Genomic DNA, 16,923 nt, shown 5'->3' on the forward strand with positions numbered 1-16,923 from the left:
GTGATCAGTCCTCGGTTCGGCGGTTGCGCCGCCCTCGTCGTGCGGCGGGCACGGAGCGGCCCACCACCACCCGGCGGCGTTCTCGTGGGGGCTCGGGCGGCCCGGACGCGTCCTTGCGGCCCAGCGCCCGGCGCACGCCGTAGCCGAAGGCCGCGACCTTCACCAGCGGGCCTCCGAACGCGGAGGAGACCGTGGAGGAGAGGGCGGAGGCGTTGGCGGTGACCTCCTGGACGTCCGCGGTGATCGCGTCGACGCGGGCGAGCTGGCTGTGTGCCGAGCGCACCGTCGCCGAGGCCTCGGCCAGCAGCGGGACGGCCTGTTCGGACACGCGCGAGACCAGCTTCGTCGTCGCCCTGAGCGTCTGTGCCAGTCTCGCCAGCGCGACGGCGAGGAACGACACGAGGATCGCCCAGAAGACGGCCACGAGGATCCCGGCCACCTCACCACCGGTCACGTCGGGCACCGCTTTCTCTTCGAGGGACGTCGGGGACGGGACACCGCCGCGGAAGGACCGGGGCCGGCAGCTGCTTCCGGTACCGGAAGGCCGCCCCCGCGGATGCCGGACGGCAGCCTTCCGGCCACCGCGCGTCCCGCTCCTCCACCACAGGTTCCAGGACTGACGACCCTACCGCGCCGGGCCCCGCCGACCACACGCGCGGCGGTCCGGAACAGCGGCGCCCCACCGCGCGATTGTACGGTCCGCGTACCTGCGAGTACGCTCCGTGTGCCATGCGACGCTCCCCGCGCCACGTTCCCAGGCCCGCATGTCCCCCCGATGCTCCGCCGGCCCCGGCCGACGACGACGCGCTGCCCCGCCACGGCGGTCCGCAGGAACGTGCCTCCCCCGCCGGGGGGCTGCGCGAGCGGGCCGGTGAGGGCGATCGAGCGGCCGCTGTCCGCAGCCGCCGCTCGACGCACCGGGAGCCCGGCCGCAAAACGCCGGGGACGCCCGTCGGCGGGGACGCGGCAGGCGAAGGGGCGGACGGCGAACCGGAGGGACGGGTCCTGCACGTGCCGGGCGATCTCGGCGTGGCCCTCGGGCGTTTCGTGGGGCGGCGGGCCGAGACCGCCGCGCTCGCCGAGGACCTGGAACGTTCGCGCCTGGTGACGCTGACGGGGCCGGGCGGCGTCGGCAAGTCACGGCTGGCCCGGTGGGCGGCGTTCGGCGTCCAGGACCGGTTCCCGCACGGGGTGTGGCGCGTCGACCTCTCGGCCGTCCGAGACCCGGGGGTGGTGGCGCACGCCGCGGCCAGGGCGCTGGGGCTGGCCGACAACACCGACCGGCCGCCCGCCGAGGTGCTCGTCGACCATCTGCGCGGCCGCGAGGTCCTCCTCGTCCTCGACGGGTTCGAGCAGGTGGCGCAGGCCTGCGCGGAGTTGGCGGACCACCTGCTGCGGCGCCTGCCGCGGCTGCGGGTGCTGGCCGTGGGCCGGTGCTTGCTGGGGCTCGCGGGCGAGGTCGACGTGGTGGTGCCGCCGCTGGCGGAGGCGGACGCCCTCGAACTCCTCACCGACCGGGCCGCGCGCGTCGTGACCGGCTTCCCGGCGCAGGGGCCGGAGCGCGCGGCGGCGCTGGAGATCTGCCGGCGGCTGGACGGACTGCCGCTGGCGCTCGAACTGGCCGCGGGCCGGCTGCGCACCCTGTCCGCCCGCCAGGTCCTGGACCGGCTCGACGACCGCTTCCGGCTGCTGACCGGCGGCGCCGCCGGCTCCCTCCCCCGCCACCGGACGATGCGGCTGGCGATCGGCTGGAGCCACGAGCTGTGCGAGCCGCGGGAGCGGCTGCTGTGGGCGCGGTTGTCGGTGTTCGCCGGCGACTTCGACCTCTCGGCGGCGGAGTACGTCTGTTCCGGGGCGGAACTGCCGGCGCACGAAGTGCTGGAGGTCCTGGAGGAGTTGGCGGCGCAGTCCCTGCTGACCCGGACGACCGGGCCAGCGGGGCTGCGGTTCCGCATGCTGGACACCGTCCGGGCCTACGGCGCCTCGTGGCTGGAGCTGACGGACGACGACGCGCGACTGCGGCGACGGCACCGGGACTGGTACGTGGGGCTGGCCACCGCCTGCGAGCTGGACTGGTTCGGTCCGCGGCAGACCGAGGTCGCCGCCCGGGTCGACGTCGAGATGCCCAACCTGCGGCTCGCGATGGAGAACTGCCTGGCGGACGCGGAGGAGGCCTACCTCGGCCAGTACCTGGCGGGGACGCTCTGGTTCCACTGGGTGGGCTGCGGCAGGCTCGCCGAGGGACGCCACTGGCTGGGCCGGGCGCTCGCGGTGCGGGGACACCGCGACGAGGCACGGCTGAAGGCGCTGTGGGTGGCCGGTTACGTGGCGGTGATCCAGGGCGACGCACTCGGCGCGGTGGCGGCGCTGGAGGAGTGCCGGGTGGCGGCGCTCCACAGCGGGAACGAGCGGGCCGCCGCCTACGGCCTGCACCGCACCGGGTGCCTGGCGCTGCTCAGCGACGACATGCCGGGGGCGGAGCGGCTGCTGCGGGAGGCGCTGGCCGACTACCGGCGCATCGGGGAGCTCAACAGCAACGTCCTGATGGGGCAGGTGGAGTTGGCGCTGGCACTGGTCTTCCAGGACGACCTTTCGGGGGCCGAGCAGCTGTGCCGGGAGGTGCAGGAGGTCTGTCAGGACCACGGCGAGCGCTGGACGGCTGCCTACGCCCTGTTCGTCCTGGCCTTCGCCGCGTGGTCCCGGGGCGAGATGGCGCGGGCCCGCTCCCTGCTGGTGGAGTCCCTCACCGTCGACCACGCCTTCCACGACCTGCTGGGGGCGGTGCTGGCCATCGAGTTGCTGGCACTGGTGACCCTGGACGACGGGGTGGCCGCACCGGGCGGCGAGCGGGCCGCGGCGGAGGAGGCGGCGGTGCTCCAGGGGGCGGCGGAGCGGATCTGGCCCTCGGTCGGGTTGCCGCTGTTCGGCTCGCGCTACTTCAACCGGCCGCACCAGCTCTGCCGCGACCGGGCGCTGCAACGGCTGGGCGAGCGCCGCTACGAGGAGTGCCGGGCCGAGGGCCGACGGCTGGACCTGGACGAGACGGTGGCGCGGGTGCTGTGCAGCGCGGTCCTCTCGGGTCCGCGGGAGGCCGGGTCGGCCGGCCCGGTAATGGCTCGGGAGCAGAACGCGCCGGACGGACTGGACGCCCCCAAGGGGAAGTGAGGCCCGGTGGTACGGGAGGCGGCGCACCGTGGGGCGTACGCAGGTGCGGGACGCGGCCGACCGGGTGGGCGCGGGTGCGCCCGCGCCGCACGGAGACCGGCCCACGGCCGGGCCCGGAGACCACCGGGCCGCGCCCACCTGCTTGCGGGCGCGGCCGGAGGTGACCCGTCGCTGACTGCGTCGGCGGGGTGGAACCTGGCTCGGTCAGCGTGCGTAGTACTCGACGACGAGCTGCTCGTCGCAGATGACCGGGATCTCCTTGCGGTTCGGGTCGCGGTCGAGGCGGAACGCCAGCGCCTGGAGGTTGACCTCCAGGTAGCGCGGGGTCTCGCCGTCGGGGGCGTAACCGCCCTCGCGGGCCACGAGGAAGGGGTGCTTCTCGCGGCTGCGCTCGCGGACCATCACCACGTCACCGGGGGAGACGCGGAAGCTCGGCTTGTCGACCTTGCGGTCGTTGACCGAGATGTGACCGTGCACGACCATCTGGCGCGCCTGGTAGATGGTGCGGGCCAGGCCGGACCGCAGGACGAGCGCGTCCAGACGGCGCTCAAGCTCGACGATGAGGGCTTCGCCCGTCTTGCCATCGACCTTCCGAGCGCGGTCGTAGGCACGCGCCATCTGGCGCTCGCTGATGTCGTACTGGGCGCGCAGCCGCTGCTTCTCCAGCAGCCGGACCTTGTAGTCGCTGTTCTGCTTGCGGCCACGGCCGTGCTCGCCGGGCGGGTAGGGACGGGTCTCGAAGTACTTGACCGCCTTGGGCGTCAGGGCGATGCCCAGCGCACGCGACTTCTTGACCTTGGGACGCGACTGGTTCACGGGGAACAGACCTCCATGTAAGTTAGGTGAGGCTTACCTTAGCGCGGAGGAGGACGCATGTCTCGACCAGGGAGTTCCGTGACCAGTGCAACCGGGTACACAGGGACGGATCAGCCGCGTCCCGTGGAAGACGCCCAGCAGCCGACAGCCGCTGAGCGCGTACGAACTCTCCTCGAATTCCATGGTATGGGTTCGCTGAGCGTCCCCGGCGTCCCCGAGGACGCCTCCCCGGGCGGCTGCGACGGGGCCTTCGGACCCCGCTGCTGGGCCCTCACCCCCTCCGCGGACGTGCTGTTGGTGGTTCCCTCCTCGTGCCCGGCGGCCCGCGCCGCCCTCCGCGCGAAGGACGACGACCTCACAGCCGTGATGGAACTCACGGACGTCGCGCCGGTCTCCGTCCCCCACCGCATCCGCGGGCGGGCCTGGATCGCCGGCTGGCTCACCCCGCTCCCGGCGGCCGAGCGCGCGCAGGCAGTACAGCTGCTCGCCGAGCGCGCACCGGTCGGCGAGCTGCTGGACATGGTGCCCGAAGCCGCGGTCGACGGCGGTGCGGCGGTGGCGCCCTGGACGATCCTGCGCCTGGAGGTCGGCGAGGCCACCGTGGACGACCTGTGGGGCGCGGAGACCGTGGAGCCCGAGGATTTCGCCGAGGCCGCCCCCGACCCGTTCGCCGCCCACGAGGCGGAGCTCCTCCAGCACCTGTACGCCCACCACGGCCAGGACGTCGGCAGCCTCTGCTCGCTGCTGGGCGAGCGGTCCTGGGCGGTGTGCGGGACGGAGGGCGACGCCGTGCCGGTGGCTCTGGACCGCCTCGGGCTACGGGTCCGCTTCACCGACGGCCGGCAGCCCCTCTTCGACGCGCGCTTCGACTTCCCCGAGCCGGTGACGGACCTCACCGGGCTGCGGCGCGCCATGCACCGCCTCTTCGAGGCCGCTGCCACGGCCTGAGGCGGCGGGCTCTGCCACGACGTGAGGCCGGGGCAGGCCGTCGCTCCCGGCCCACCGGTCACTCCCCGCCCCGTGGTCACTCCCCGGACGCCGCCTGGGCTCCGGACTCCGCCGGGCCCTGGTCCGCCGCCGCGTCCCGGTCCCTGCCCTCACCGCCGCCGGCTCGCTCCGCTCCTGCCGCGGCGGGCCCCGCGGGGGCCTGGCTCCGGGCTGCCACCGGCGCCTCGGTCGCGGCTGCGGTCGCGGGCGGGGTCGGTGCCGGGGGCAGCGGCTCCCCGCGCAGCCGGGCCCGGACCCGGTCCGTCACGTCTGCGTACCGCGCCTCGGCGCCGTAGCGGGTCGGGGTGTAGTACTGCCTGCCGTGGACGGCGTCCGGGGCGTACTGCTGCGCCGCGATACCGCCGGGCAGGTCGTGCGGGTACTGGTAGCCCTGGCCGTGGCCGAGCCTGGTCGCGCCCTGGTAGTGGCTGTCCCGCAGGTGTGCGGGGACGGGGCCTGCGTGGCCGGCGCGGACGTCCGCGAGGGCCGCATCGATCGCCAGGTAGGCGGCGTTGGACTTGGGGGCCAGCGCCAGCGCGATGGTGGCCTGGCTGAGGGTGATGCGGGCCTCCGGGAAGCCGATGAGCGCCACCGCCTGGGCCGCCGCCACGGCCGTCTGCAGCGCACTGGGGTCCGCGAGCCCGATGTCCTCGCTGGCGGAGATCATCAGCCGCCGCGCGATGAAGCGCGGGTCCTCGCCTGCCTCGATCATGCGGGCCAGGTAGTGCAGCGCCGCGTCGACGTCGGAGCCCCGGATCGACTTGATCAGCGCGCTCGCCACGTCGTAGTGCTGGTCACCGGCGCGGTCGTACTTCACCGCCGCACGGTTGACCGACTCCTCCAGGGTGGCGAGGGTCAGTTCCGCCTCGCCCTTGTCCAGTGCCGCGCCCGCGCCGGCCTCCAGGGCCGTGAGCGCGCGCCGGGCGTCCCCGCCGGCCACCCGGAGCAGGTGGTCCTCGGTGTCCTGCGGCAGGGAGACGGCACCGGCCAGGCCGCGCTCGTCGGCGACCGCGCGCTGCAACAGGCCCCGGACGTCCTCGTCGCTCAGCGGCTCCAGCGTCAGCAGCAGGGAGCGGGAGAGGAGCGGGGAGATCACCGAGAAGTAGGGGTTCTCGGTGGTGGCGGCGATCAGGGTGACCCAGCGGTTCTCGACCGCCGGCAGCAGCGAGTCCTGCTGCGCCTTGCTGAACCGGTGGATCTCGTCGAGGAAGAGGACGGTCTCCTTGCCGTAGCCGCCGGAGGCCCGCCGCGCCCCGTCGATGACGGCGCGTACCTCCTTCACCCCGGCGGTGATCGCCGACAGCTCCACGAAGCGCCGGTTGGTGGCCTGGCTGACGACGTGGGCGAGGGTGGTCTTGCCGGTGCCGGGCGGGCCCCACAGGAAGACGGACGAAGGCCCGGCCGGTCCCCCGCCGGCCTCGGCCACCAGCCGCCGCAAGGGCGAGCCGGGCTTGAGCAGGTGCTGCTGGCCGACCACCTCGTCCAGCGTCCGGGGCCGCATCCGCACCGCGAGGGGGGCGCCTCCCGGCTCGGTGCTCTGACGTTCTTCGGCTGCGGCGGTGAACAGGTCGGGTTCCACCCTCCCAACCTAGCGGGCGCCACCGACAGCCCCGGGACCGGCGGGTGGGTACGCCCTGCCCGGAGGCGGACGGCGGTGGTGCCCGGCGCCGGTCAGGACGTCCAGAAGGACCACCAGTTGGTGAGGATCAGCAGACCGATCAGCGCGTACCACAGCACCGGGACCACCCAGTGGAACTCCACCACCGCGCTGCGCACCCCGGCCGGGACGCGCAGGATGCCGTGCTTGATGTTGTGGACGGTGGTGTACCAGAACATGGCGATGGTCACGGCCCAGGTCAGGCAGCACCACAGGCACAGGGCGTTGATGTCGTAGAGCGCCTGGATCATCAGCCAGGTGCAGAACGCGGTGCCCAGCAGGGTGCCGGTGTTCAGCCCGATCCAGTACCAGCGGGCGTAGCGGGCGCCGGCCAGCAGCCCCATGCCGATGCCGACGACACAGCCGAAGGTGACCAGCCCGGCGAGCGGGTTGGGGAAGCCGAAGACACCTGCCTGCCAGCTCTTCATCACGTCCGTGCAGGACACGACGGGGTTGAGGCTGCAGGCCGGGTGGTAGTTCGGGTTGGTCAGCAGCTCCTCCTTGTCGAGGGTGATGACCGCCGCGGCCAGGATGCCGAGGGCACCGGTGATCACCAGCAGCAGCGCGTACGCCCGGCCCGCGCCGAACCGTCGTGCGGGCTCGGCGGACTCGCCGGGCCGACCTTCGTCGTCCAGGGAGGACATCTCGTCCACCGCTGTCGTCGTCATATCGCCGTCTCCGTGGGAGGACTCGTGCACAGGGCTGTCAGGGCGGGGCTGTGCGCCCGGCGGGCCGACCGCCCGGCGCTCTTCATTGTGCCGCAAGCCGGTGCGTGCTCACCGGGGCTGTGGACAAAGAAAACCCCACGCCCGGACAACGGCTCCGGGGCCCGGGGAGACACGGGACGGGCCCGGCCGGAGGTTTCCGGCCGGGCCCGCGGGCAGTGGCGGTGCCGCTCAGTCGAGCGCCTTGCGCACCTCGTCCACCAGCGCGTCCAGGGCGACCGGCCGCTGCTCGCCGCTGGTCAGGTCCTTGAGCTGGACGAGCCCCTCGGCGAGGTCGCGCTCACCGGCGACCAGCGCCAGCCGGGCGCCGGAGCGGTTGGCGGACTTCATGGCGTTCTTCAGGCCCTTGCCGCCGTAGGCGAGGTCGGTGGCGACCCCCGCCCGCCGCAACTCGGTGACCTGGGCGAACAGCACCTGCCGGGCCTCCTCGCCCAGCGGCACGGCGTAGACGTCGGTGCTGGCGGGCAGCTCCAGCGTGATGCCCTCCGCCTCCAGCGCCAGGACCGTGCGGTCCACGCCGAGCGCCCAGCCGACCGAGGGCAGCGCCGGGCCGCCGATCATCTCCGACAGGCCGTCGTAGCGCCCGCCGCCGCCGACCGCGGACTGCGAGCCCAGGCCGTCGTGGACGAACTCGAAGGTGGTCCGGGTGTAGTAGTCCAGTCCCCGCACCAGCGTCGGGTCGTCCTCGAAGGCGATGCCGGCCGCGGTCAGCAGCTCGCGGACCTGCGCGTGGTAGGCGCGGCAGTCCTCGCAGAGGTGGTCGCGGAAGAGCGGGGCGTCGGCGAGCTGGCTGCGCACGGCCGGCCGCTTGTCGTCCAGGACGCGCAGCGGGTTGACGTCGATGCGGTGCCGGGTGTCCTCGTCGAGGTCGAGGCCGCGAAGGAACTCCTGGAGGGCCGCGCGGTAGACGGGACGGCACTTCGCGTCGCCCAGCGAGTTGAGCAGGATGCGGAAGCCGCGCAGGCCGAGCGAGCGGTAGGCGTCGTGCGCCAGGATGACCAGCTCGGCGTCGAGCGCCGGGTCCTCCGCGCCGATGGCCTCGGCGCCCACCTGCGAGAAGTGGCGGTAGCGCCCCTTCTGCGGACGCTCGTAGCGGTAGTAGGAGCCGGAGTACCAGAGCTTGACCGGCAGGTTCCCGCCCTTGTGCAGACCGGCCTGGAGGGCTGCGCGCAGGACTGAGGCGGTGCCCTCGGGGCGCAGGGCGAGCCGGTCGCCGCCCTTGGTCTCGAAGGCGTACATCTCCTTGGTGACGATGTCGGTGGACTCCCCGACGCCGCGCGCGAACAGCTCCACGTTCTCGAAACCGGGGGTCTCGACGTAGCCGTAGCCGGCGCGCCGCACGGGTGCGGCGATGGCGTCCCGGACGGCGAGGTAGGTCGCGGAGTGCGGCGGGATCAGGTCGTAGGTGCCCTTGGGGGCCTGGAAGGTGCTCACGGGAGAAGTCTCGTCACAATCCTCGTCGTGGAGGGGCGCCGGCGCCGGCGTCGTCTCCGAGGCCGGCGGCCACTTCCCGCAGGTAGGGGTTGGTGGCGCGCTCCCGGCCGATGGTCGTCTGGGGGCCGTGTCCGGACAGGACCACGGTCACGTCGTCCTGCGGCAGGCACACCCGGGCCAGCGAGCGCAGGATCTCGGCGTGGTCGCCGCCGGGCATGTCGGTGCGTCCGACGGAGCCGGCGAAGAGCAGGTCGCCCGAGAAGAACACCGGCGGCACGTCCGCCTGTTCGGGCATCCTGAACGTCACCGACCCCTTGGTATGGCCGGGCGCGTGCGCGACGGTGAGATCCAGTCCGGCGAGCTGGAGCCGCGTGTCGTCGGTCAGCTCCCGCACGTCGTCGGGCTCCCCCACCGTCAGCTCGCCCATGAGCTGCGCACCGAGGGACCGGCCCAGCGCCTTCTCCGGGTCGCTCATCATGAAGCGGTCCTCGGGGTGGATGAAGGCGGGGACGTCCCGCGCGCCGCAGACGGGCACCACGGAGGCGACATGGTCGATGTGGCCGTGGGTGAGGAGGACGGCGACGGGCTTGAGGCGGTGTTTGCGCAGTGTCTCCTCGACGCCCTCGGTGGCCTGGTGGCCGGGGTCGATGATCACGCACTCCTCGCCGGCGGCGGGGGCGACCAGGTAGCAGTTGGTCCCCCAGGCCCCGGCGGGGAACCCGGCAATCAGCACGTTCGTCCCTTACCTGTCGGTCGGCGGTCTGTCCCTCCGGGTGCCGTGCGCGGTGCGGCAGGGGCGGGCCGGGGGGATTCTCAGGACTCCTCAGCCTACCGGCGGCACCACGAGCACAGCGAACCCGTATACGGTACGGCCCATAACTCGACCCGGTCGGTTCGGCGCATGCCCCCAGGACACAAGGAGAACGCCCGGTGACCAGCAGCGATCAGCGGCGTAAGCAGCTTGCCCGGCAGAAGTACGAGCGGCAGCTCCAGCGGCGGGCCGAGGCCCGGCGCCGCGCCAAGCGACGCAACGTGATCATCGCGGCGGCCCTCGCAGTCGTGCTGGCGGGCGGCGCCGCGGCCTGGGCCGCGGGGCACCTCGTCGACGACTCGGCGAAGGACCAGGCCGCGGACGCCCCCTCGGCCACGCCGTCCGCCTCGGCGACGAAGAAGGTCCACGACCCCTGCGCCAAGCCCGCCGCGGGCAAGGTCTCCAAGGCGCAGTGGAAGAAGGAGCCGGCGATGAACATCGACAAGTCGGCTTCCTACACGATGAAGCTGCAGACCACCTGCGGCGAGATCGACGCGGCGCTGGACGCGAAGAACGCGCCGCACACCGTGAACTCCTTCGACTTCCTCACCGGCAAGCACTTCCTGGACCACAGCCCCTGCCACCGTCTGGTCGACCAGGGGATCTACGTCCTGCAGTGCGGTGACCCCACGGGCACCGGCACCGGCGGCCCCGGTTACACCATCCCGGACGAGAACCTGAAGGCCAAGGAGATCAAGGGCGGCACGTACCCGGCCGGCACGCTCGCGATGGCCAACACCTACAACCCGCAGACCAAGCAGGGCCGCAACTCCGGTGGCAGCCAGTTCTTCCTCGTCTACAAGGACAGCCCGCTGCCGGCGGACTACACGCCGTTCGGCAAGATCACCAAGGGCATGGACGTCCTCCAGAAGATCGCCAAGGCCGGTGCCGCCGCCGACCCGCAGACGATGAACACCGCGCCCAACGCGACGGTGGTCATCAACAAGGCGACGGTCGACAAGGGCTGACGCCGCGGCGCGGGCCGCTGCACGAGGGGGCGCCGTCCCACCGGCGCCCCCTCGTGCCGTTCGGGGCGCGCCACCCGGGCGGCCGGGCGCACGCCGGCGCGTCCCCCGGCGACGCGCCCCGCGCGCTGTGGGAAATCCGAGGCCGCCCGGTGCGGACAGGCGGCCTCCCTCTCGCCTAGATTGGCGTTGTGTAGGGTGCCTTGCTTCGACGGCTCCACCCGCGGGCGCAGCAACCGCCCGTCACCGGCCGTCGGAACCGGACGGGGCCGAGGTCCCGCCGGACGGAAACCGTGGACGATGCCCGGGGGCGTGCGCGCCCCGCGTCGGCATCATGTGGAGGAGGCGCTGTGAGCAGCGACCCGTGGGGCCGCGTCGACGAGACGGGGACCGTGTACGTGCGTACCGCCGACGGCGAGAAGGTCGTCGGCTCGTGGCAGGCCGGGTCTCCCGAGGAGGCACTGGCCTACTTCGAGCGCAAGTACGAGGGGCTGGCCGTGGAGATCGGCCTCCTCGAGCGCCGGGTGAAGACCACCGACCTGTCGGCCAAGGACGCCCAGGCGGCCGTCGACCACCTGCGCCAACAGGTCGACGAGCACCACGCGGTCGGCGACCTGGAGGCGCTGCGCAAGCGGCTCGACGACCTCCTCGGCACGGTCGAGAGCCGCCGGGAGGAGCGCAAGGCCGTGAAGGCCAAGCAGACGGCCGAGGCCAAGGAGGCCAAGGAACGGCTCGTCGCGGAGGCCGAGGAGCTGGCGGCGAGCGAGCAGTGGCGGGTGGCCGGTGAGCGGCTGCGGGCGCTGGTGGACACCTGGAAGGGCCTGCCCCGGCTGGACCGCAAGTCCGACGACGAGCTGTGGCACCGCTTCTCGCACGCCCGCTCCGCCTTCTCCAAGCGGCGCAAGGCCCACTTCGCCTCGCTGGACGCGCAGCGCGAGGAGACCAGGAAGACCAAGGAGCGGCTCGTCGCGGAGGCGCAGGCGCTGTCGAACTCGACGGACTGGGGCGCGACCTCCGCGCGCTACCGCGAGTTGATGCAGGAGTGGAAGGCCGCGGGCCGCGCGCAGCGCGAGCACGAGGACGACCTGTGGAACCGCTTCCGGGGCGCGCAGGACGTCTTCTTCCAGGCGCGTGCCGCCGTGTTCGCCGAGCGCGACGCCGAGCAGCAGGAGAACCTCACGCGCAAGGAGGAGCTGGCCGAGGAGGCCGAGAAGCTGCTGCCGATCACCGACCTGAAGGCCGCGCGCGCCGCGTTCCGCTCGGTCAACGAGCGCTGGGAGGCCGTCGGCCACGTCCCGCGGGACGCCCGCCCGAAGGTGGAGGGGCGCATGCACGCGGTGGAGCGTGCCCTGCAGGAGGCCGAGGAGAACGAGTGGCGGCGGACCAACCCGGAGGCCCGGGCCCGCGCGGCCGGTCTGACGGGGCAGTTGCAGGACGCGGTCGACAGGCTGCAGCGGCAGATCGACGCGGCACGGACGTCCGGCAACGACGCCAAGGCCGACAAGCTCAGCCGTGAGCTCGAGGGCCGCCAGGCCCTGCTGGACCAGGCGCTGAAGGGTCTGGAGGAGTTCGGGGGCTGACGGCCCCCGTCAGTGACGGTCGGCCCCGCCGCGCGGAACACGCGCGGCGGGGCCGACCGTCGTCTGCGGACCGGTCCGGCGGGCGGTGCCGCGGGCCCGGCCGGCGGGCGGGGCTCCGGTGCGTCCCGGGCGGGTGAGGCGGACGAGCGCGCCGCCACCTCGCACGCCCCTGCCCGCCGGCCCGGCGCAGCCCTCAGGGGTCCTTGCAAGATGAGCGTCCGATGAGGTCGCGTGGTCCGGTGCCGTGCATCGCAAGGCGCCGGAGAGTCCTCGTAGCGGAGCTACCAGGGCTTTTTGGCAATGCCGCGAGGTGCGGTGCCAGACCACGCGGCCCGGGCGGGCATATGGCAAGGACCCCTCAGGCCGGCCGACGCGCCGACGTCACCCGGTACACGTCGTAGACGCCCTCCACGCCGCGCACCGCCTTCAGCACGTGCCCCAGGTGCTTGGGGTCGCCCATCTCGAAGGTGAAGCGGGAGGTCGCCACCCGGTCACGGGAGGTCTGCACCGCGGCCGAGAGGATGTTGACGTGCTGGTCGGACAGGATGCGGGTGACGTCCGAGAGCAGCCGGGAGCGGTCCAGCGCCTCGACCTGGATGGCGACCAGGAAGACCGAGGACTGGGTGGGGGCCCACTCGACCTCCAGGATGCGCTCGGGCTGCCGCGAGAGGGAGTCGACGTTGACGCAGTCGGCGCGGTGCACCGAGACGCCGTTGCCGCGGGTGACGAAGCCGATGATCGGGTCGCCCGGCACCGGCGTGCAGCAGCGGGCGAGCTTGACCCAGACGTCGTCGACACCCTTGACGACCACCCCGGGGTCGGCGTTGGAACGCCGCTTGGAGCGGTGGCGGATCGGGGTGGACTCGGCGATGTCCTCGCTCGCCTCGTCCTGCCCGCCCAGCGCCTCCACCAGCTTCTGCACGACGCCCTGGGCCGCGACGTGGCCCTCACCGATCGCCGCGTAGAGCGAGGAGATGTCGGGGTAGCGCATCTCGTGGGCGAGGGTGACCAGGGAGTCGCCGGTCAGTATCCGCTGGATGGGCAGGTTCTGCTTGCGCATGGCGCGCGCGATGGAGTCCTTGCCCTGCTCGATCGCCTCGTCGCGGCGCTCCTTGGAGAACCAGCCGCGGATCTTGTTGCGGGCCCGCGGCGACTTGACGAAGCCGAGCCAGTCGCGGGACGGGCCGGCGCCGGACGCCTTGGAGGTGAAGACCTCGACGGTGTCGCCGTTGTCCAGGGTGGACTCCAGCGGCACCAGACGGCCGTTGACGCGGGCCCCGATGGTGCGGTGGCCGACCTCGGTGTGGACGGCGTAGGCGAAGTCGACGGGGGTGGCGCCGGCGGGCAGCGCTATCACGTCGCCCTTGGGCGTGAAGACGAAGACCTCGTTGCGCGAGAGGTCGAAGCGGAGCGACTCCAGGAACTCGCCCGGGTCCTCGGTCTCCTTCTGCCAGTCCAGCAGCTGCCGCAGCCACGCCATGTCGTTGACGGTGTCGCCGCCCCGGCCGGCGTTCTTCGGCCCCTCGGTGCGCACCTTGCTGGCGCCCGCGACGGCCTCCTGCTTGTACTTCCAGTGCGCGGCGATGCCGTACTCGGCGCGGCGGTGCATGTCGAAGGTGCGGATCTGCAGCTCGACGGGCTTGCCGCTGGGGCCGATCACCGTGGTGTGCAGCGACTGGTACATGTTGAACTTCGGCATCGCGATGTAGTCCTTGAACCGCCCCGGAACGGGGTTCCAGCGGGCGTGGACGGTGCCGAGGGCCGCGTAGCAGTCACGGACGGTGTCGACGAGGACGCGGATGCCGACCAGGTCGTAGATCTCCGCGAAGTCCCGGCCGCGGACGATCATCTTCTGGTAGACGCTGTAGTAGTGCTTGGGGCGGCCGGTGACGGTCGCCTTGATCCGGGCGGCCCGCAGGTCGGCCTGGACCTCGTCGGTGACGACCGCGAGGTACTCGTCCCGCTTGGGCGCCCGCTCCGCGACGAGCCGCACGATCTCGTCGTACATCTTGGGGTAGAGGATCGCGAAGGCGAGGTCCTCCAGCTCCCACTTGATGGTGTTCATGCCCAGGCGGTGGGCGAGCGGGGCGTAGATCTCCAGGGTCTCGCGGGCCTTCTTCTCCTGCTTCTCCCGCTTGAGGTAGCGCATCGTGCGCATGTTGTGCAGGCGGTCGGCGAGCTTGATGACCAGGACGCGCGGGTCCTTGGCCATGGCGACGACCATCTTGCGGACCGTCTCGGCCTGCGCGGCCTCACCGAACTTGACCTTGTCCAGCTTGGTGACGCCGTCCACGAGGAGGGCGACCTGGTCGCCGAAGTCGCGACGGAGCGTGTCCAGCCCGTACTCGGTGTCCTCGACAGTGTCGTGCAGCAGCCCGGCCATCAGGGTGGCCGGGTCCATGCCGAGCTCGGCGAGGATGGTGGTCACCGCGAGGGGGTGGGTGATGTACGGGTCGCCGCTCTTGCGCTTCTGGCCCCGGTGCCAGCGCTCGGCGACCTGGTAGGCCGTCTCGACCTGCCGCAGCGTCGCCGTCTCGATCTTGGGGTCGTTGGAGCGCACGATGCGCAGCAGCGGCTCCAGGACGGGGTTGTACGGGCTCTGCCGCTGCACGCCGAGCCGGGCCAGCCGGGCCCGTACGCGGTTGGAGGAGCCGGAGCGCCCGCTGACGGGCGGCATGGCGCCGGGGACGGGCGGAGTGGGCTTGACCGGGGGCGTGGCCGACGACGGCTTGGCGGAGGCCGCGGGGTGGGCGGCCGGGGCCGTGCGGTCAGCCTGGCCCGTCCGTCGCGCCTCCCGGGCGGCCACCTCCTTGGGCGTGGGGGTGTCCTGGGACGCGGCGGGCATCGGCTGGACCTCGTCTGGCAAGAGCAACTCCTCGGTGAGCCTCCCCGGGCGGACGCGGCGGAGAGGGGGTCCGTTCAACCCTGGACCACGGACAGGCCAGATCACCATGGTATCGACCTCGGCGATCCGGCACGCGCGCGCGGCCTCCCACCGGGTACGACGGCCGAAGGGCGCCCGGTCACTGCCACCGGACGCCCTTCGCTCTGCTCTGGCGCTCCCCTCCCGCCGGCACCCGGCCGGGGCAACGGAACGCTCCCACTCGACCTCAGATCGTGACGAGTGCCTCCAGCGGGGCGCCCTTGAGCTCCTCCGCCACCACGGACCTGCCGTCGAGGAAGCCCAGCTCCATGAGCACGGCCAGGCCGACGGCCTCGGCGCCGGCCCGGCGGACCAGCTGGAGGGAGGCGGCGGCGGTGCCGCCGGTGGCGAGCACGTCGTCGATCACCAGTATCCGGTCGCCCGGCTCCAGGGCGTCGGCGTGCAGCTCGATCTCGGCGGAGCCGTACTCCAGGTCGTAGCGCTGGCTCAGCGTCGCTCCGGGCAGCTTGCCGGCCTTGCGGACGGGCACGAAGCCGACCCCGGCGCGGACGGCGACGGGCGCGGCGAGGATGAAGCCGCGGGCCTCCAGGCCGACGACCTTGTCCGCACGGGTGCGCCGCACGACGTCGACGAAGGCGTCGGTGAGCGAGGTGAACGCCTCCGCGTCCGCCAGCAGCGGGGTGATGTCCTTGAACACCACCCCCGGCTGCGGATAGTCCGGGACGTCGGTGATCCTGGCGAGGAGCTGTGCCTGCAGCTCGGGTGAGGCGCTCATCGGCGCTTGCCCGAGGGACGGCCGCGACCGCGGTTGCGGGAGGCGGTCTGGCCACGCTGGCCGACCAGGTTGCCGCCGGCTGCCGCGGGCTGCTGGTCCTGGTCGGTCCCGGCTGCGGGGGCCGGGTGCTCGGGACCTTCCTCGGCCTTCGCGGCGGCCGCGGCACGCTTGGCGCGGACCCGCTTGGCCAGGCCCTTCATCTCCGGCTGCCGCTCCTTGAGGTCGGCGACCAGCGGGGTGGCGATGAAGATCGAGGAGTACGCACCGGCGGCCAGGCCGACGAAGAGCGCGAGGGAGATGTCGTTGAGCACCCCGGCACCCAGCAGGCCGCCGCCCACGAAGAGCAGGCCGGCGACCGGCAGCAGCGCCACCACGGTGGTGTTGATCGAACGCACCAGCGTGGAGTTGATGCTGCGGTTGGCGATCTCCGCGTAGGTGTACCGCGACTGCTTGGTGACGCCGCGCGAGGCCTCCTTGAGGCTGTCGAAGACGACGACGGTGTCGTAGAGCGAGTAACCGAGGATCGTCAGCAGGCCGATGACGGTACCGGGGGTGACCTCGAACCCGACGAGTGCGTACACACCCACGGTGATCGACAGGTCGTGGACGAGGGCGACGAGCGCGGCCAGCGCCATCCGCCACTCGAAGGCGATGGCCAGGTAGATCACCACGAGCACCATGAAGATGCCCAGGCCCAGCCAGGCCTTGTCCGCGATCTGCTCGCCCCAGCTGGGGCCGACCAGCTCGGTGTTGATGTCCTTGGCCGGGACGTCGAGTTCCTTGGCGAGCTTCTCCTGGACCGGGATGGACTCCTTGGTGTCCAGTCCGCTGATCTGGATGCGCATCCCGCCGTCGCCGACGCCCTGCGCCACCGCCTGGTGGCCCGGCGCGGCCTTCTCGGCCTGCTCCTGCGCCTGGGAGGAGGTCAGGGAGGTCTTCGGCGTGGTGAACACCGCGCCGCCCTGGAAGTCGATCCCCATGTTCAGCCCGCGCACCGACAGGCCGACGATGGCCGTGATGGTGATCAGGATGGAGATGCCGTACCAGATCTTCCGCTTGCCGATGAAGTCGTAGCCGACCTCACCGCGGTAGAGCCGGGCACCGAGGTCTCCGAGCTTGCTCAT

The 16,923-nt window shown here is 72.8% G+C and carries 13 protein-coding genes; 4 read left to right on the forward strand and 9 right to left on the reverse strand.

Features of this window, described 5'->3' with window-relative positions; all coding sequences use genetic code 11:
• Window positions 1-4 precede the first annotated feature (4 nt).
• Window positions 5-454 carry a DUF948 domain-containing protein gene (locus ACFV3R_RS26255; RefSeq protein ID WP_385588168.1) on the reverse strand — a complete coding sequence of 150 codons (450 nt, stop codon included), beginning with the start codon at window positions 452-454 and terminating at the stop codon, window positions 5-7.
• A 557-nt stretch (window positions 455-1,011) separates the two neighbouring features.
• On the opposite strand from ACFV3R_RS26255, the gene ACFV3R_RS26260 reads away from it, so the two are divergent.
• Window positions 1,012-3,165 carry an ATP-binding protein gene (locus ACFV3R_RS26260; protein ID WP_385588043.1) on the forward strand — a complete coding sequence of 718 codons (2,154 nt, stop codon included), beginning with the start codon at window positions 1,012-1,014 and terminating at the stop codon, window positions 3,163-3,165.
• Window positions 3,166-3,369: 204 nt separating this feature from the next.
• On the opposite strand, the gene rpsD is transcribed toward ACFV3R_RS26260, so the two are convergent.
• Window positions 3,370-3,981: a 30S ribosomal protein S4 gene (gene rpsD / locus ACFV3R_RS26265; protein WP_385588046.1), complete on the reverse strand. Its 612-nt coding sequence runs from the start codon at window positions 3,979-3,981 to the stop codon at window positions 3,370-3,372.
• A gap of 186 nt (window positions 3,982-4,167) precedes the next feature.
• Here rpsD and ACFV3R_RS26270 point away from each other — a divergent pair, with 186 nt between their 5' ends.
• Complete coding sequence (locus ACFV3R_RS26270; protein WP_385588049.1) at window positions 4,168-4,929, forward strand: DUF2470 domain-containing protein; 762 nt, start codon at window positions 4,168-4,170, stop codon at window positions 4,927-4,929.
• A 76-nt stretch (window positions 4,930-5,005) separates the two neighbouring features.
• Here ACFV3R_RS26270 and ACFV3R_RS26275 read toward each other — a convergent pair whose 3' ends face one another.
• The 4 genes from ACFV3R_RS26275 to ACFV3R_RS26290 all read right to left on the reverse strand — a co-directional run bounded on the left by ACFV3R_RS26275 (window position 5,006) and on the right by ACFV3R_RS26290 (window position 9,517).
• Window positions 5,006-6,547 (reverse strand): replication-associated recombination protein A, encoded by a 1,542-nt coding sequence (locus tag ACFV3R_RS26275; protein ID WP_385588051.1) that lies wholly within the window; start codon window positions 6,545-6,547, stop codon window positions 5,006-5,008.
• A 92-nt stretch (window positions 6,548-6,639) separates the two neighbouring features.
• Window positions 6,640-7,293, reverse strand: a complete 654-nt coding sequence (locus ACFV3R_RS26280) for a vitamin K epoxide reductase family protein (RefSeq protein ID WP_385588053.1) — start codon at window positions 7,291-7,293, stop codon at window positions 6,640-6,642.
• 228 nt (window positions 7,294-7,521) lie between these two features.
• The gene (hisS, locus tag ACFV3R_RS26285) at window positions 7,522-8,784 is read right to left on the reverse strand and encodes a histidine--tRNA ligase (RefSeq protein ID WP_385588055.1); all 1,263 of its coding nucleotides are present in this window, start codon (window positions 8,782-8,784) and stop codon (window positions 7,522-7,524) included.
• 13 nt (window positions 8,785-8,797) lie between these two features.
• The gene (locus ACFV3R_RS26290; protein WP_385588058.1) at window positions 8,798-9,517 is read right to left on the reverse strand and encodes an MBL fold metallo-hydrolase; all 720 of its coding nucleotides are present in this window, start codon (window positions 9,515-9,517) and stop codon (window positions 8,798-8,800) included.
• Between the two features lie 197 nt (window positions 9,518-9,714).
• Between ACFV3R_RS26290 and ACFV3R_RS26295 the strand changes: the two genes are divergently transcribed.
• Both ACFV3R_RS26295 and ACFV3R_RS26300 read left to right on the forward strand, forming a co-directional pair.
• Window positions 9,715-10,563, forward strand: coding sequence for a peptidylprolyl isomerase (locus ACFV3R_RS26295; protein WP_385588061.1), 849 nt, complete (start codon window positions 9,715-9,717; stop codon window positions 10,561-10,563).
• A gap of 347 nt (window positions 10,564-10,910) precedes the next feature.
• Window positions 10,911-12,140, forward strand: coding sequence for a DUF349 domain-containing protein (locus ACFV3R_RS26300; protein ID WP_385588064.1), 1,230 nt, complete (start codon window positions 10,911-10,913; stop codon window positions 12,138-12,140).
• 358 nt (window positions 12,141-12,498) lie between these two features.
• Here the strand turns inward: ACFV3R_RS26300 and ACFV3R_RS26305 are convergent, their stop codons facing one another.
• The 3 genes from ACFV3R_RS26305 to secF all read right to left on the reverse strand — a co-directional run bounded on the left by ACFV3R_RS26305 (window position 12,499) and on the right by secF (window position 16,923).
• The gene (locus ACFV3R_RS26305) at window positions 12,499-15,006 is read right to left on the reverse strand and encodes a RelA/SpoT family protein (RefSeq protein WP_385588068.1); all 2,508 of its coding nucleotides are present in this window, start codon (window positions 15,004-15,006) and stop codon (window positions 12,499-12,501) included.
• Between the two features lie 244 nt (window positions 15,007-15,250).
• Window positions 15,251-15,799 (reverse strand): adenine phosphoribosyltransferase, encoded by a 549-nt coding sequence (locus tag ACFV3R_RS26310; RefSeq protein ID WP_385588071.1) that lies wholly within the window; start codon window positions 15,797-15,799, stop codon window positions 15,251-15,253.
• Complete coding sequence (gene secF, locus ACFV3R_RS26315) at window positions 15,796-16,923, reverse strand: protein translocase subunit SecF (protein ID WP_385588074.1); 1,128 nt, start codon at window positions 16,921-16,923, stop codon at window positions 15,796-15,798. Before secF ends, ACFV3R_RS26310 begins: the two co-directional genes overlap by 4 nt.

The sequence above is a fragment of the Streptomyces sp. NPDC059740 genome, assembly GCF_042733155.1.
Taxonomy (GTDB): Bacteria; Actinomycetota; Actinomycetes; order Streptomycetales; family Streptomycetaceae; genus Streptomyces.